The sequence below is a fragment of the Pseudomonas sp. MWU13-2100 genome (assembly GCF_023242365.1).
Taxonomy (GTDB): Bacteria; Pseudomonadota; Gammaproteobacteria; order Pseudomonadales; family Pseudomonadaceae; genus Aquipseudomonas.
Genome location: NZ_JALLIX010000050.1, coordinates 31272 through 47099, shown reverse-complemented (window position 1 = coordinate 47099; position 15828 = coordinate 31272). Strand labels below are relative to the sequence as shown.

11 protein-coding genes and 1 tRNA gene are annotated in these 15828 nt (G+C 60.9%); 5 read left to right on the top strand and 7 right to left on the bottom strand.

Translation table 11 applies throughout. The features are described 5' to 3' along the window. Positions 1–41: 41 nt before the first annotated feature. Positions 42–824, bottom strand: a complete 783-nt coding sequence (locus M5B99_RS25915) for an SDR family NAD(P)-dependent oxidoreductase (protein WP_248806724.1) — start codon at positions 822–824, stop codon at positions 42–44. A 210-nt stretch (positions 825–1034) separates the two neighbouring features. Here M5B99_RS25915 and M5B99_RS25910 point away from each other — a divergent pair, with 210 nt between their 5' ends. After that, positions 1035–2183: an aldose epimerase family protein gene (locus tag M5B99_RS25910; protein ID WP_248806723.1), complete on the top strand. Its 1149-nt coding sequence runs from the start codon at positions 1035–1037 to the stop codon at positions 2181–2183. Positions 2184–2458: 275 nt separating this feature from the next. Here M5B99_RS25910 and araH read toward each other — a convergent pair whose 3' ends face one another. From araH to M5B99_RS25880, 6 genes are all read right to left on the bottom strand, one after another. Further along, complete coding sequence (araH, locus tag M5B99_RS25905) at positions 2459–3427, bottom strand: L-arabinose ABC transporter permease AraH (RefSeq protein WP_248806722.1); 969 nt, start codon at positions 3425–3427, stop codon at positions 2459–2461. 9 nt (positions 3428–3436) lie between these two features. Continuing rightward, positions 3437–4981, bottom strand: coding sequence for an L-arabinose ABC transporter ATP-binding protein AraG (araG, locus tag M5B99_RS25900; protein ID WP_248806721.1), 1545 nt, complete (start codon positions 4979–4981; stop codon positions 3437–3439). Between the two features lie 64 nt (positions 4982–5045). After that, entirely contained in the window at positions 5046–6050 is a 1005-nt protein-coding gene (locus tag M5B99_RS25895; protein WP_248806720.1) for a substrate-binding domain-containing protein, read from the bottom strand. Between the two features lie 63 nt (positions 6051–6113). Continuing rightward, on the bottom strand, positions 6114–7694 hold the full coding sequence (locus tag M5B99_RS25890) for an aldehyde dehydrogenase (NADP(+)) (protein ID WP_248806719.1): 1581 nt from the start codon (positions 7692–7694) through the stop codon (positions 6114–6116). A gap of 10 nt (positions 7695–7704) precedes the next feature. Continuing rightward, on the bottom strand, positions 7705–8697 hold the full coding sequence (araD1, locus tag M5B99_RS25885) for an AraD1 family protein (protein ID WP_248806718.1): 993 nt from the start codon (positions 8695–8697) through the stop codon (positions 7705–7707). Between the two features lie 21 nt (positions 8698–8718). Beyond that, complete coding sequence (locus M5B99_RS25880; protein ID WP_248806717.1) at positions 8719–10041, bottom strand: MFS transporter; 1323 nt, start codon at positions 10039–10041, stop codon at positions 8719–8721. 193 nt (positions 10042–10234) lie between these two features. Here M5B99_RS25880 and M5B99_RS25875 point away from each other — a divergent pair, with 193 nt between their 5' ends. From M5B99_RS25875 to M5B99_RS25860, 4 genes are all read left to right on the top strand, one after another. Continuing rightward, a complete protein-coding gene (locus tag M5B99_RS25875; protein ID WP_248806716.1) occupies positions 10235–11971 on the top strand; it encodes an IlvD/Edd family dehydratase in 1737 nt (578 codons plus the stop codon). A 98-nt stretch (positions 11972–12069) separates the two neighbouring features. Continuing rightward, positions 12070–12792 carry a FadR/GntR family transcriptional regulator gene (locus M5B99_RS25870; protein WP_248806715.1) on the top strand — a complete coding sequence of 241 codons (723 nt, stop codon included), beginning with the start codon at positions 12070–12072 and terminating at the stop codon, positions 12790–12792. 533 nt (positions 12793–13325) lie between these two features. Then, positions 13326–15371 (top strand): methyl-accepting chemotaxis protein, encoded by a 2046-nt coding sequence (locus tag M5B99_RS25865; RefSeq protein WP_248806714.1) that lies wholly within the window; start codon positions 13326–13328, stop codon positions 15369–15371. A 115-nt stretch (positions 15372–15486) separates the two neighbouring features. After that, positions 15487–15563, top strand: a tRNA-Met gene (locus M5B99_RS25860). Positions 15564–15828 lie beyond the last annotated feature (265 nt).

Here is a 15828-nt window from a genome sequence, read left to right as displayed (position 1 = left end):
AGCTGATTCCTGTATCAGCTCAAATCAGCTCACCCAAAGACCTACACCCAACCCCCATCGACGATGAAGTTTTGCGCCGAGCACATGGAGGACGCCTCGGAGGCCAGAAAAAGAGCCATGTTGGCAATATGGAAAGGCTCCACGCTACCCGGCAAACATTGGCTGCGACTGATCAAGGCTTTGGCGGCATCATCCACCCAGAGAGCGAGCTGCTTTTCTGTCATCACCCAACCTGGAACCAGCGTGTTGACCCTGATACGCCATGGCCCCAACTCCCGTGCCAACGCGCGGGTCATACCGTGAGTGGCCGCTTTGCTGGCCGCGTAAACCGGATATCCGCTGGAGGCCATCATCCAGCCGATGGAACCTAAATTGATGATCGTGCCTTCCCCTGCGGCCTTCATCATGGGGACCACAGCCCGGGCGGCCAAAAAAGCATGCTTCAAATTGACGGAAATCAGCGTGTCGAATGTGGCTGAGTCAACTTCATCCAAGGTGTGCCTTACATCATTGGCGGCATTGTTGACCAGGACCGTCACAGGCCCCAGGGTCCGCGCAAAGTGCCCGATCGCCTCCTTATAAGCGGTCTCGTCCGTGACATCACAGTGAGCGAACTCAACCGTATGGCCCTCAGCCAACAAGTGGGCTGCCAGCCGTTCACCTTGGCTTTTGGCCATGTCCACAAACGCAACCTTGGCCCCCTGCCGCGCAAAGGCGCACACCATGGCTTCACCAATCCCCGAAGCACCACCGGAAATCAGTACGGTTTTATTTTTCAGGTCGGTGTACACGGCCGGGATACCGGCGCCTGTTTCATGATTCATCTGACAGTTACTCCACAGTAGGCACTTCGACTCAAGCAGTGCGACTCAAGGTGTGCTCGGACACCCGGGGTCATTTTTCGTCACCCGCCCAATTAGTCTTATTTTATATTGAAAATCTGCCAGCAAAGGCTATAAATAAACGGTAATATCGACAAAATATCTCAAATTAGTAGAACTATTCAACTCGACAACAATAAAAGGAGTTCAACCATGCGACAATCCCGGCACCTGCTTTCCGGCCTAGGTCTTTCCCTGATGATCAGCAGCTTCGGCGCCCAGGCTAACGGCCTGTCCAGCGAGCACAAAGCGTTTGGCAAGACCCTTGATGGCACCGCCATCGAGCAATATGTGTTGCGCAACAGCCATGGCCTGCAAGCCACGGTCATTACCTACGGTGGTGTTTTGCAAGCGCTGAAAGTGCCGGACAAAAACGGCAAGGTCGAAGACGTGGTACTGGGCTTTGACGATGTCCAGGGCTATCAGAACGGCAAGGCTTTCTTCGGCGCGACCATCGGACGCTACGGCAATCGCCTGGCCAAGGGTGCGTTCGAACTGGACGGCAAGCGTTACCAGGTGCCGCTTAACGATGGCCCCAACTCGCTGCACGGCGGTGCGCAGGGTTTTGACAAGCGCGTCTGGAAAGCCCAGCCGGTCAAGAGCAAGGATGCCGTCGGTGTGAAGCTCAGCTACCTGTCGGTGGATGGTGAAATGGGCTTTCCCGGCAATCTGAAAGTCGAGGTCACCTACAGTCTCAATGACAAGAACGAATTGCATATCGACTACAAAGCCACCACCGACAAACCCACGGTGCTGAACCTCACCAATCACAGTTACTTCAATCTTGCCGGTGCCGGTAACGGTGATGTGCTCAAACAGCTCGCCACCTTACATGCCAGCCATTACACACCCGTCAATGGCACGTTGATCCCAACCGGTGAGTTGGCCCCGGTCGCTGGCACGCCGATGGACTTTCTTCAACCGACCGCCATCGGCCAGCACATCCAGGACAATCATCCGCAGCTCAAATTCGCCGAGCCGAAACAAGGCGGTTTTGACTTCAACTGGGTGCTGGATACCAAGGGTGATGTCAGCCAACTTGCCGCAGAGGTGCGTGACCCGCAATCCGGTCGACGCTTGCAGCTCTACACCAGCGAGCCCGGGGTGCAGTTCTACACCAGCAACTTCCTCGACGGTACGGTCAAGGGCAAGGCGGGCAAGGCCTACGCACACTGGGGGGCATTCACGTTGGAAACCCAGCACTACCCCGATTCGCCGAACCAGCCGAGCTTCCCGACAACGCGGCTGGATCCAGGCCAGACGTATACCCAGAATACCGTCCTGAAATTCTCCGCCGACTGAGCCTGATAGCCGAACCTGTACCTGTAGGAGTTGTCGAGCCCTGGCGAGGCGGCGATAGCGGTAGATCAGGCAACATCAATGTCGACTGTACCGCCGTCATCGCCGCTTCGCCAAGGCTCGACAGCGCCTACAATGTCGCTGTCGAACCACACATTACAATATGGATGTTGATCCGCGAGTTTGCAGGCGTCTGAATACCTTGTGGGAGCGGTGCTTGCCCGCGAAGCTCTTGGCGGCGTACCGGTAAATCCGCCATCCACATCGAACAACCGCAATCAGCGTTGTTTCAGACGATCGATCACCACTGCCAGCAGCAGGATCGAACCCCGAATCACGTACTGATAAAACGTATCGATATTTTTCAGGTTCATCGCATTCTCGATGATCGCCAGAATCAATACCCCGGCAATCACATGTCGAATCATGCCAACCCCGCCACTCAATGACACCCCGCCCAACACGCAGGCGGAAATCACCGTCAATTCGAAACCCTGGCCGATCATTGGCTGACCGGAGGTCATCCGCGAGGCCAGGATCACCCCGGCCAATGCCCCGATGACGCCATGCACGGCGAAGATGATGATCTTGGTCCGATCGATATTGACCCCGGCCAGCAGCGCCGCTTCCTGGTTGCCGCCAATGGCCATGGTATTGCGCCCGTAGGTGGTGTAGTTGAGCAGCCAGCCAAAAAACAGGAAACAGCCGAGGGTGATCAGTATCGGTACCGGCACGCCAAACAGCTGGCCATTGCCGTAGACGAAGAACTGCGCCTGGGACACGCCGACCGCTTTGCCGTCGGCAACGATATAGGCCAGGCCACGCACGATCTGCATGGTCGCCAACGTGGTAATCAGCGCATTGACCCGCAGTTTGGCAATCACTATCCCATTGATCAGCCCGACGAGCAGCCCCATCAGCAGCGCCGCGCCGATACCGAGAAACACGCTGTCGGTGTCGCGCATCACGACCGCCGCAACGACCCCGGCACAGGCAATCACCGAGCCCACCGACAAATCGAAATGCCCGGACGCCAGGCAATACAACATGGTGCATGCGGCGATGCCGGTGGTGGAAATCGCCAGGCCCAGGCCGCGCATGTTCAGGGGCGACAGGAAGTTGTCGATGAGCAAGGTGCAGAGCACAAAGATCCCCAGCGCCGCCAACAGCATCGCCCAATTGTCGAGTAAGCCGCGCAGGTCCAGGGGCTTGCGTGCCATTGGCATCACGTTGTGTTGGGTTGTCATAGTCACCTCTCAGTTCACCAGGCCATCAGCGCGTTGGAGCGGCAAGGCCAGTTGTAGCAAGTTGGATTCATTGGCCTGCTCGCGGCTCTTTTCACCACGTATCGCGCCTTCGCAAAGCACCAGGGTGCGGTCGGCGATGCCCATCACTTCCATCAGGTCGCTGGACACCACAATCACCGCCACCCCGTCGGCAGCCAGGTTATGGATGATCTGGTAAATCTCGGCTTTCGCGCCGATATCGATACCGCGCGTCGGCTCGTCAAGCAGCAGGACTTTCATCGGCATCGACAACCAGCGGCCAAGAATGGCCTTCTGCTGATTGCCCCCCGACAGGTACATGATTTTCTGCGCCGAATGCGGTGTCTTCACTTTCAATGCCTTGATCTGCTTGTCGGCATTGCCCCTCTCCCAGCCGTCACGCAACAACCACCCAAAAAAAGAATGGGCGCCGCGGGCACTGATGTTGATGTTCTCGGCAACGCTGGAAAGCGGCATGATGCCCTCCTTCTTGCGGTCCTCGGGGCACAGCAGGACACCGGCGGCGATGGCATCGCGCGGCGAGCGGAGTTGCAGTGCCTCACCGCCCAGTTGCAGGGTTCCGGCGGTGATGCGCTCAAGGCCGGCCAGCAGGCGCAGCAGCTCGGTACGCCCCGCGCCGACCAAACCGAACAGGCCAAGAATCTCGCCTTGGTGCGCCTCGAAACTCACCGGTTTGCGCAAGCCCGGCCCCAACACATCATCAACCTTGAGCGCTACCGAGCCACGTTGACGAGGGCGGTAATCGTAGATGTCCTGGATATCGCGACCGACCATGCAGGTGACCAGTTGATCGTGGCTCAGCGCGCTCATGTCCTCGAAGGTGCGTACGTACCGACCGTCCTTGAACACGGTCACCGCATCACAGATACGGAACACTTCCTCCATGCGATGGGACACGTAAAGCACCACCTTGCCCTCGTCCCGCAGGCGTCCGATGATCGCCATCAAGCGCTCGATTTCCCGGGCAGACAGACTGCTGGTGGGTTCGTCGAACGCAATCACATGGGCACCACGGGACAACGCCTTGGCAATCTCCACCAACTGCCGCTGCCCCAGGGACAGACGGCTGACCTTCACCTGGGGATCAATTTCATCGGCCAGGCCCTTGAGACAGGCCAGTGCCTGCTGACGCAAAGCACCGCGGTCGATCACCCCGCACCGAACCGGCAGATGCCCGAGAAACAGATTTTCCGCCACGGTCATTTCCGGCACCAGGTGCAGCTCCTGGTGGATGACGGCCACCGCGCTGGCAATGCTGTCGGCGGCGCACTTGAAGACCATCGTCCGCTCGCCGATCTGCAAATGGCCGCTACTGGGCAGATAGGCGCCGCCGAGGATCTTGAGCAGCGTCGACTTGCCGGCGCCATTTTCGCCCATCAAGGCATGCACCTGCCCCGGGCGGGCAGTAAAGCTGATGCCGTCCAGCGCCTTGACCCCGGGGAAGGTTTTGCCGATGCCGTTGAAACACAAACTGGCACCGGCGCTGTGGGGGTGTTCGTTCAATTGCGCGTGCATAACCACCTCATCACTCAGATCAGGCAGCCCTGTCGCCAAGGCCGCCAGGGAAAGCAACCGACCGTCAGTTCCACAGGCCGATTTTTTCCAGCTCCTGCTTGAAGTTGTCGCGCGTGATCAGTGTCACCTTGTCCATCGCGGTGTATTTCGGCGGTTCCTTGCCGGTGGTGATCCACTCGAACATCATGCTCGCGGTGTTGTAGCCCTCGAGGTGCGGGCTGGGCAGCATCGAGCCGAAAAAGCCGCTGCTGGGCTTTTTCAACTCGCCTATGGCGTCAGTGCCATTGATACCGATACCGATGACATTGGCCGCGGCGAAACCGGCGCTTTCGGTGGCGCGCACGCCGCCCAGCACCGTGTTGTCGTTCATGCCGCCGATGATCAGGTTTTTCGCCGCACCGGGCAGTTTCACCAATGCCGAGTTGGTGGCGTCCATGCTACCCGGCACGTCGAGGGTCTTGAGCGCCGTAAACAGGATGTGATCTTTCGGCAGGCCGGCGTCTTCAAGGGATTTGACCGAGCCGTCGGTACGTTTTTTACCGGTGTCGAGTTCATTGTAGGTATTGATCACCGCATAGGTGTCTTTCCAGTCCCAGCCGCGCCTCTTCGCTTCGGTCGCCATCGCGGCGCCCTGCTGCTGGCCCACTTCGAACGCGGCCATGCCCAGGTAGGGCACATCTTCCATGAACTTGCCTGCGGCATCGACAAAGCGGTCATCCACCGCGATCACTTTCAGACCATTAACCTTGGCCTTGGCCATGATCGCCGGCCCCAGGGATACGTCCGGCGCGCAGATCACAAAACCCTTGGCACCGTTGGCGGCGAGGCTGTCGATGGCCGAGAGGGTTTTCTCGCCGTCCGGCACGGCGATCTTGATCACGGTAAAACCCTTGTCCTTGCCGGCCTTTTCCGCGAATGCCCATTCGGTCTGGAACCAGGGTTCCTCCGGCTGCTTGACCAGAAAACCGATCTTCACCGGCTCGGCGGCCAGCAACAGGCTGCTCAAGCTGAAGGCCGATACCGCCAGAGCGGTACAGCACAGGGAACGGATCCAACGATGACGATTCATAAGGTGACTCCTTGTTTTTGTTGTGGACTGCTCTGATTTCAGGTGCTGATGAGCGGGCTCGTGTTACAGCGGGTCGCGGGATGGCAGCCCGTCCACCAGGCGTTGAATGCGCAACGGGTTGGCATTTTTCAACGCGTCCGGGAGCAGGCTGTCGGGGTAGTTCTGAAAACATACCGGGCGCAGGAAGCGGTCGATGGCCAGGGTCCCCACTGAAGTACCACGTGCATCGGAGGTCGCTGGAAAAGGCCCGCCGTGTACCATCGCATCACAGACCTCAACGCCGGTCGGATAACCGTTGAGCAGGATGCGCCCGACTTTCTGCTCCAGTAATGGCGTCAGCTCGCTGAACTGCCGCAAGTCCCCGGGCTCGCCGATGATCGTCGCCGTCAACTGGCCCTTCAGGCCGTTCAACGCGGCACGGAGTTGCGCCTGGTCGGCCACTTCAACGAGCACCGTGGTCGGACCGAACACTTCTTCCTGCAGCACGCTATCGCCATCGATCAGCAGGCTGGCATCCGCTTTGAACAGCTGTGGCTGCGCCTGATTGCCCGCTTGGGGACTACCGGCCAGGTGTTCGATGCCGGGATGCCCAAGGAGTCTTCGCAAGCCATTGCCGTAACTGCTCAAGGTGCCGGCGTTAAGCATGGTTTGCGCGGGTTGATCGCCGATCAACTGGGCGACCTGCTGGACGAACGCGGTGAACAGCGGCGAACGGATGCCGATCACCAGACCGGGATTGGTGCAGAACTGACCGCAACCTTGTAGCACCGAAGCGACCAGGTCACGGGCCACCGCTTCTGCCCGCGCATGCAGCGCCTGGGGCAACACGATCACCGGGTTGATGCTCGACATCTCGGCGAATACCGGAATCGGTTGCGGGCGTGCCGCCGCCATGTCGCACAAGGCTCGCCCGCCCTTGAGCGACCCGGTGAAGCCGACTGCCTGGATCGCCGGGTGCTTGACCAGCGCTTCGCCGACCCCGGCACCGAAGATCATGTTGAACACACCGGCAGGCATCCCGGTGGTATGTGCCGCGCGCATGATCGCATCGGCGACTCGTTCGGCCGTTGCCATATGACCGCTATGAGCCTTGAACACCACCGGGCAGCCGGCGGCCAGCGCCGACGCCGTGTCCCCCCCCGCGGTGGAAAACGCCAAGGGAAAGTTGCTCGCCCCAAACACGGCTACCGGGCCCAGGCCGATGCGGTACTGACGCAAATCCGGGCGCGGCATCGGTTGGCGATCGGGCAGCGCCTGATCGATACGCGCCCCGTAGAAATCGCCGCGACGCAGCACATTGGCGAACAGACGCATCTGGCTACTGGTACGGCTACGCTCGCCTTGAATCCGTGCGGCGGGCAACGCGGTTTCACGACAGACCAGGGCGACAAACTCATCGTCCAGCGCGTCCAACTCATCGGCCAACGCCTCCAGGAACTGGGCACGACGCTGCGCACTCAGGGCTCGATAGGCAGGGTAAGCCGCCGCGGCCGCCTTGGCGGCGGCATCGACCTCCTGGGCAGTCGCCTGATAAAAATCATAGGGCAAACCTTCACCGGTTCTGGCGTCGACGCTCTGAAGCTTGACGGTACCGGTCGCGCTGCGCTGGCCGCCGATGTAGTTGTGGCCAAAAAACTGGGTCATGCCTGTCTCCTCAAAGAGTGCCTATGGTGCCGGGAGCGAACACCGCGTCGACAGCACGAATACCGTTGATCAATGGCGCACCGAACTCCGCCAGGCTGATTTCGAACACATCACCCGGCTGCGTCCGCACCCCCTGCGCGAAAGACAGGGTGGCGGTGCCGAAGAAGTGAATGTGCACATCTCCAGGTTGCAGGAACTGACTGTATTTGAAGTGGTGGTACTCAAGGTTTTCCAGGCTGTGGCACATGTTGGCTTCGCCACTGAGGAACTCGTTCTGCCACACCACCTCGCCATCCCGCAAAATACGACTGGTACCCGCCAGGTGCCGGGGCAGTTCACCGACCCGAAGCTCGGGGCCATAGCTGCAATTGCGCAGTTTGGAGTGGGCCAGGTACAGGTAATTCTTGCGCTCCATGACGTGATCGGAGAACTCGTTGCCCACGGCGAACCCCAGGCGATAAGGTTTGCCGTCGTGGCCGATGACATACAAACCGCTGATTTCCGGCTCTTCGCCGGCATCTTCGGCGAACGGCGGCAGGGCAAATGCCTGGCCCGGACGCACGACGCAGTTACCGTCGCCTTTGTAGAACCATTCCGGCTGCACGCCCGCCTGCCCGGCGGCGGGCTTACCACCCTCCACGCCCCATTTGAAGATACGCATGGTGTCGGTCAGCGCGGTGTCGTCAGCGGCCTGCTGATGCATCTTGTCCCGCGCCGCCGCACTGCCCAGATGGGTCAGACCGGTGCCGCTGACCAGCATATGCGCCGGGTCCGGATGGTCCAACGGCGCCAGGACCCTGAGCTCGGCCAGCAACCGGGCATAGTCATGGCTGATACCCAACCCGAGGCTTTGTACCTGTTGCCGCAGATCGCCCCCCGCCTCGATGGCGGCCAGCGCCAGCTCGCGCACCGTGCGCACGGATTGCACTTCACGTACCCGACCGTCCTCGACCACACCAACCCGACGCTCGCCGTCACTCAACTCGAACTGAACTAAACGCATGAAGCTTCTCCTGATTGCCGATTAAGTACGCGTGGCGCTACGGGCACTGGCGGCAAACTGGTCGCTCGGCAGCACATGCCTGCGCTCCAGCAACCGATAGACCACACCGGTCAGCAGCAAACCGAAGAGCATCACGCAGGAAAGGAAGTACAAACCCGACGCCAGGTTGCCGGTGTACTCCTTGAGTGCGCCGATCACGAACGGACCGATGTAGCCGCCCAGGTTGCCCACCGAATTGATCAACGCAATCCCGGCCGCCGCACTGGCGCCGGCAAAAAAGCGCCCCGGCAAGGTCCAGAACACCGCGGTACAGGAAAACAGCGCGAACGCCACCAGGCACAGCGCCGCCAGTTGCAGCAGCGGGACGCTCAGCCAGGCGCTGAAGAACAGGCCAGTCGCCCCCAACACGTAAAGCACCGCCAAGTGTCCGTAGCGATCATTCAGGCGGTCGGAACTGCGGGGAATGATCAACAGCCCGATGATCCCGAAGATGTACGGCACCGACGACACGAACCCGGTGGTCAGGTCGCTGCCGCCGAACTGCTTGATCAGGGTCGGCAGCCACAGGCCCAGGCCATAGATACTCAAGGTCACGGGCAGATAGAACAACGCCAGCAGCAACACCCGCTGGTCCTTGAGAGCGTGCAGCGGATTGCCGTGGCGGGTCTGACCGTAGGCTTGCAGATCCTTGTTCAGCTCGCCGGCCAACCAGTCTTTCTCGGCCTGGTCCATCCAGGCGACCTGGTGTGGGCCGTCGGGCAAGTAGCGCAGCACCGGCCAGGTCAGCAGGATCGCCGGCGTACCGATGACGATGAACAGCCACTGCCAGCCGTGCAGGCCAAGGAGGCCGTCCATGCCGAGCAGACCGCCGGACACCGGGCCGGTGATCATCATTGCGATGGGCTGGGAGAGGATGAACAGCCCGAGGATCTTGCCGCGATGGCGCACCGGGAACCATTGGGTGATGTAGTAGAGAACGCCCGGGAAGAACCCGGCTTCAGCCGCGCCGAGCAGCAAGCGCATCAGATAGAAACTGGAGGGCCCCTGGACAAATGCCATGCCAAGGGTGATGGCGCCCCAGGTGAGCATGATCCGCGCGAACCACCGCCGTGCGCCGAAGCGCTCGAGCATCAGGTTGCTGGGGATTTCCAGAAGGAAGTAGCCGACGAAGAACAGACCGGCACCCAACCCATACGCCGCGTCGCCGATGCCGATATCCGTGCCCATGTGCAATTTGGCGAAGCCGACGGCAGAGCGATCCACATAGGCGATCAGATACAACAGGATCAGGAAAGGAATCAGTTTCAGCGTGATGCGACGGATCAGCCGCAGCTCCTGGCTCATGAGATCGATGTCCAATTGTTGTTTTTATAGAGACTCCGGGCACGCCTCCCACGGAAAACCGTCAAGGTCGAACCTCTGTTGAAAACGACTATATAGTATTACTATTTAGCCAACAACACTTCCAAACGTAAGATTTTGCGCTTATGTTAACCCCAACTGAGAACTATATAGTCTTACAATAAGAGAGCTGACCATGCCTGATAAAAAACCCGACCTGCGCTCCGCCCAGTGGTTTGGCACCGCCGACAAAAATGGCTTCATGTACCGCAGCTGGATGAAGAACCAGGGCATTGCCGACCACCAGTTCCATGGCAAGCCGATCATCGGGATCTGCAACACCTGGTCGGAGCTGACCCCGTGCAACGCGCACTTCCGCCAGATTGCCGAGCATGTCAAACGCGGGGTGATCGAGGCCGGCGGCTTTCCCGTGGAGTTCCCGGTGTTCTCCAACGGCGAGTCGAACCTGCGCCCGACCGCCATGCTCACCCGCAACCTGGCCAGCATGGACGTCGAGGAAGCCATTCGCGGCAACCCGATCGACGGTGTGGTGTTGCTGACCGGCTGTGACAAGACCACCCCGGCGCTGCTGATGGGCGCCGCGAGTTGCGACGTACCCGCCATCGTTGTCACCGGCGGGCCGATGCTCAATGGCAAGCACAAGGGCCAGGACATCGGCTCGGGCACGGTGGTCTGGCAACTCAGCGAGCAGGTCAAGGCCGGCACCATCAGCCTCGACGACTTCCTCGCGGCCGAGGGCGGCATGTCGCGCTCGGCGGGGACCTGCAACACCATGGGCACCGCCTCGACGATGGCCTGCATGGCCGAGGCACTGGGCACTTCCCTGCCGCACAACGCGGCGATTCCGGCGGTCGATGCGCGGCGCTATGTCCTCGCGCACATGTCCGGCATGCGCGCGGTGGAAATGGTTCGCGAGGACTTGAAACTGTCGAAGATCCTCACCAGGGAAGCCTTCGAAAATGCCATCCGCGTCAACGCCGCCATCGGCGGCTCGACCAACGCGGTGATTCACTTGAAAGCCATCGCCGGGCGCATCGGCGTCGAGCTTGATCTGGATGACTGGACCCGGATCGGCCGCGGTATGCCGACCATCGTCGACCTGCAACCGTCCGGGCGCTTCCTGATGGAAGAGTTCTACTATGCCGGGGGCCTTCCGGCGGTATTACGCCGCCTCGGCGAAGCCAACCTGATTCCCCACCCCGACGCCTTGACCGTCAATGGCAAGTCGATCGGCGAAAACACCAGAGACGCACCGATCTACGGCCAGGATGAAGTGATCCGCACCCTCTCCAACCCGATCCGCGCGGACGGCGGCATCTGTGTACTGCGCGGCAACCTGGCCCCTCTCGGCGCAGTGCTCAAGCCTTCCGCAGCCAGCGCCGAACTGATGCAGCATCGCGGCCGTGCCGTGGTGTTCGAGAACTTCGACATGTACAAGGCACGGATCAACGACCCGGAACTGGAGGTCGACGCCGATTCGATTCTGGTGATGAAAAACTGCGGCCCCAAGGGTTATCCCGGCATGGCTGAAGTAGGCAACATGGGCTTGCCGGCCAAACTGCTGGCCCAGGGCATCACCGACATGGTGCGGATTTCCGATGCCCGGATGAGCGGCACCGCGTACGGTACCGTGGTCTTGCACGTCGCACCGGAAGCCGCGGCCGGGGGACCTTTGGCCACCGTGCAGGAAGGCGACTGGATTGAGCTTGATTGTGCCAATGGGCGCCTGCACCTGGACATCCCGGACGCCGAACTGGCGGCACGCATGGCCGACCTGAAACCACCACAGCAACTGCTCGTGGGGGGCTATCGTCAGCTCTACATCGACCATGTGCTACAGGCAGATCAGGGGTGCGACTTCGACTTTCTGGTGGGTTGCCGCGGAGCCGAGGTCCCGCGTCATTCACACTGATCCTCGTGACGCAGCGTCATCGCATGCGGGCGGAGCGTCTGATAGAGACGGGAGCGATGTTATGATGCGGCGTATTTCGTCAGAGCAGCGTCCCTGTCATGGATCACCAGCCCCCCAAGCCACGCAAGAGTATGCATACCCAGATCGTTCAGGATCTGGGCATGCACATTGTCTCCGGACGTTTCAAGCCGGAAGAGCGATTGCCCCTGGAGGCAACGCTGTGCGAGGAGTATCAAGTCAGTCGGTCGGTGCTGCGCGAAGCCACTCGGGTACTCAGCGCCAAAGGGCTGGTGTACTCCAAGCCACGGGTCGGCGCGGTAGTACGTCCACGTTTGAAATGGCACTTGCTGGATCCGGACGTACTGTCCTGGCTGATGCAGTCGACGCCCCACAGCGAGTTTTTCAACACCCTGGCGGGTGTGCGTCGAATCCTCGAGCCGGAAATCGCCGCCATGGCAGCGACCACGGCCACCGACGCTGATATCGCCGTCATCGAAAAAGCCTACCTGGCCATGGAAGCGGCACAGACCCATGCGAACCTCCTGCAGGCGGACCTGGATTTTCACCGGGCGATCGCCGACGCGACCCGCAACGACTTGCTCGCCTACATGTGCAACATGCTTTCACTGCCGCTTCGCGAGTCCATCAGCATCACCAACCGACGCCCCGACATCCAGCGGCTCAGCCTGCCTCGGCACAAGGCGATCCTGACCGCCATCAAGAATCGTGACGCCCTCGGCGCCCGGCATGCCTCGCTGGTGCAGCTTGACGATACCCGTGTCGCCCTGGATACGGTGATGAACGTCCTCACCCCGCTGTAACCCAAGGACAAGCGCACGCTTGCTGCCGAGGGTCAGGCCGAAGAACACCCCGGCGATCGTCCCGACATTGCCCGGCACCAGTTCCTGGGCGAACACCACGATGGCCGAGAAGACCGCTGCCAGGATAAAACCGATCACGCGCATCACCAATCGGCGGTTTTTGGGCGACACTGACGTCCAGGTCGAGCCATCAGTGGGTTGAGCAACGGCCATGAAGTGATTCCGTAACACCGACGGATGCACAGTTGCAGGTGCAGCAATGTGCCATTTTTTGGTGCGGCCACGCCAGATACTTGTTGAGCTAACGATCGATTTTCCCCGACGGAACGGCTGATAGCGTAACGCCATTGGTCTGAATCTTGCGTGCTCTGAGTGCTTACAGCACGCCCCCTTACAAAGGGGACCGAGAATGGGAAGTTTCGCTACAACGGCCGACCTACAATGCCTCACTGCCGGACTTCCGAAGTATCTAACGACGGCACCCGTTACGATCGCACCAAAATCGTGCGCGGTGCCCTGAGGAGTAGTCGACCATGCACGCTTTTTTATCACCGGGGATTCGACTGCTGGGCCGCTTCGGGTTCGCCCGCAAGTTTCAGGTACTGTTCCTGTTGTTCATCGTGCCGCTGATGGGCAGCCTGTACCTGATAGGCCAGGATTATCGCGGCAAGCTGGCACTGATTACCGAGGAGCGTGCCGGCGTCAATCAACTGCTGTCCCTCGACTCGCTGGACAACCTGCTGGAGGCCCAGCGTGATCGTGCCGCCCGTTGGCGCGCCACGGAGACCAACCGGCAACCGACACCGGCCACCCTCGCGGCCATGGCGGCCCTGGACAAGGCCCAACCGGAAATCAACCAGGCGGTCGAGGCACTGGGCAAGACCCTGCACGATGCCGACACCCTGAAACGCTACCAGGCCCTGCAAGCCGCCCTCGCCGGCCTCGACTCCGCCAGCCTGAGCACGGTTGGCTGGTGGCCGGACGGCTATGATCGTTTCACCAGCGCCTTGAGTGCATTGCAAGCGCTGCGCGAGCAGATCGCCATGGACAGCCGCCTGATCCTCGCCCCGTGGATGGAAACCTACCTGCTCACGCAAATCGCCACCCAGCACGCGCCGGACCTGATCGAACGGGTCGGTCGCCTGGCCAGTGTCGGCCAGGCATCGGTGGTCTCGGGCCAGTTCAGCCTGCAAAGCCGCCTGCAATTGAAGGACCTGCGCGGTCGTATCGGCGATGCTCGCGAGCAGTTGACCAAAACCGGCAACCTGCTGGAAAGCCGTCTGCCGCCGGAGCTGAAAAACTGGGCAGAGCGTTACCATGCCAGCCTGCAACACCTGGACGACGGTCTCAAGGTGCTCGATGACGGCATGTTCGCCGGCAGCATCACCCTCAAGCCCGAGGGCTTCGAACAGACCCTGGACAAGATGCTCGGTGAACTCGCCAGCTTGCGCCAGGACAGCCTGACTTCCCTCGACAGCCGCCTGGACTATTACCACGGCGCGGCCATCCGCCAATTCAGCTTGTTGGCGGCGGTCTTCGGCTGCCTGTTGCTGGCGGCGCTGTACCTGTTCGTCTGCCTGCAAGCCTCGATCCGCCGTAGCGCCAGCGGCATCACCCTGCTGGCCGAATCCCTGCGCGACGGCAACCTCTGCCTGCAAGTGCCGGTGGAAGGCCGTGACGAGCTCGCAGCCATCAGCACCGCGCTGAACGTCGCCGTGGTGCAACTGCGTACCAGCCTGCAAGGGGTCGACCATGAGACCCTGCAACTGAGCGCGGCCGTGCGCACCCTCAACACCCACTCCAGCGGCGCTCTGAGCGAGGTCGAGACGCAACAGGCACAGATCAGCCAGATCGCCGCGGCGGCCACGCAACTGGCAGCCACCTCCCAGGGCGTGGCGCAGAGTTGCGAACAGGCTTCCGGCAGCGCCCAGAACACCCAGCGCATCGCCTCGGAAAGCAGCCGCGACAGCCAGCGCACCACGGCCAGCATCCAACAACTGAATCAGCGTCTGAACGAAACGGCGGCGGCACTGGGCCGGGTCAGCGAGCAGGGCCAGCAGATCCAGTTGGTGGTCGACACCATTCGGGGCGTGGCCGAGCAGACCAACCTGCTGGCCCTGAACGCCGCCATCGAAGCGGCACGGGCCGGCGAGCAAGGACGGGGCTTTGCGGTGGTGGCGGATGAGGTGCGCAGCCTGTCGCAGCGCACGCAATCGTCCACCGCGCAGATCGCCAGCACTGTCGACAGCCTGCGGGCCACGGTCAGCCAGGCGGTGACCCTGATGGAAGCGGCCTGCATCCAGGCCGAGACCGACGCCCAATCGGTGACCGGACTGGGTCAGCGGCTGGTGGAAATCGCCGGCGCGGTGCAGACCGTCACCGACACCCTGGCGCAGATCGCCACGGCGGTGGACGAACAGGCGAGCACGGCGGATGAGGTCAGCGGCAATATCCAGCAGATCGACCAGGCGGCCTTACGGCTGCTGGAAGGCGCGCGCGCGGTCAACCGTGCGGCGGACAGCCTGAGTGAAGGCAGCAAGGCCCTGAGCGACAATACCGGGCGTTTCCGCCTGAGTTGAGGTACCCAAGGCCCACGGTTTTCGCCGTCGGGCCTTAAGCGTTTGATAGCGTAGAGAAAATTTTCAGATATTTGCTTGACACAATATCGTTACCGGCGAATAATGCGCGCCACTTGGCTACATAGCTCAGTTGGTTAGAGCATAGCATTCATAATGCTGGGGTCCGGGGTTCAAGTCCCTGTGTAGCCACCAAGTACTAAAAACGGCTTACCGAAAGGTAGGCCGTTTTTTTATGCCCGGAGAAAAGTGCTGGCGCTAGCAGCAACAAACGCTTTCGTTTTGGTCCGTGATTTTCAGAGGCCAGCAAGACACCTCCCTTTCCCTCGCGTGAAATTTCCTAGAAACTTCCGAGCTGTTGCGCCTGCCGATTTCGGTGGCTAGCCTTGAGACGTCACTGCCAAATCAGTGATCGGGTTTAGCAGCCTGGAATCTTTAACATTGGGCGCACAGCGCCACC

Coding starts and splice junctions, on each gene's coding strand:
- M5B99_RS25915 (WP_248806724.1), bottom strand. CDS start 824: ATGAATCATGAAACAGGCGCCGGTATCCCGGCCGTGTACACCGACCTG.
- M5B99_RS25910 (WP_248806723.1), top strand. CDS start 1,035: ATGCGACAATCCCGGCACCTGCTTTCCGGCCTAGGTCTTTCCCTGATG.
- araH (WP_248806722.1), bottom strand. CDS start 3,427: ATGACAACCCAACACAACGTGATGCCAATGGCACGCAAGCCCCTGGAC.
- araG (WP_248806721.1), bottom strand. CDS start 4,981: ATGCACGCGCAATTGAACGAACACCCCCACAGCGCCGGTGCCAGTTTG.
- M5B99_RS25895 (WP_248806720.1), bottom strand. CDS start 6,050: ATGAATCGTCATCGTTGGATCCGTTCCCTGTGCTGTACCGCTCTGGCG.
- M5B99_RS25890 (WP_248806719.1), bottom strand. CDS start 7,694: ATGACCCAGTTTTTTGGCCACAACTACATCGGCGGCCAGCGCAGCGCG.
- araD1 (WP_248806718.1), bottom strand. CDS start 8,697: ATGCGTTTAGTTCAGTTCGAGTTGAGTGACGGCGAGCGTCGGGTTGGT.
- M5B99_RS25880 (WP_248806717.1), bottom strand. CDS start 10,041: ATGAGCCAGGAGCTGCGGCTGATCCGTCGCATCACGCTGAAACTGATT.
- M5B99_RS25875 (WP_248806716.1), top strand. CDS start 10,235: ATGCCTGATAAAAAACCCGACCTGCGCTCCGCCCAGTGGTTTGGCACC.
- M5B99_RS25870 (WP_248806715.1), top strand. CDS start 12,070: ATGGATCACCAGCCCCCCAAGCCACGCAAGAGTATGCATACCCAGATC.
- M5B99_RS25865 (WP_248806714.1), top strand. CDS start 13,326: ATGCACGCTTTTTTATCACCGGGGATTCGACTGCTGGGCCGCTTCGGG.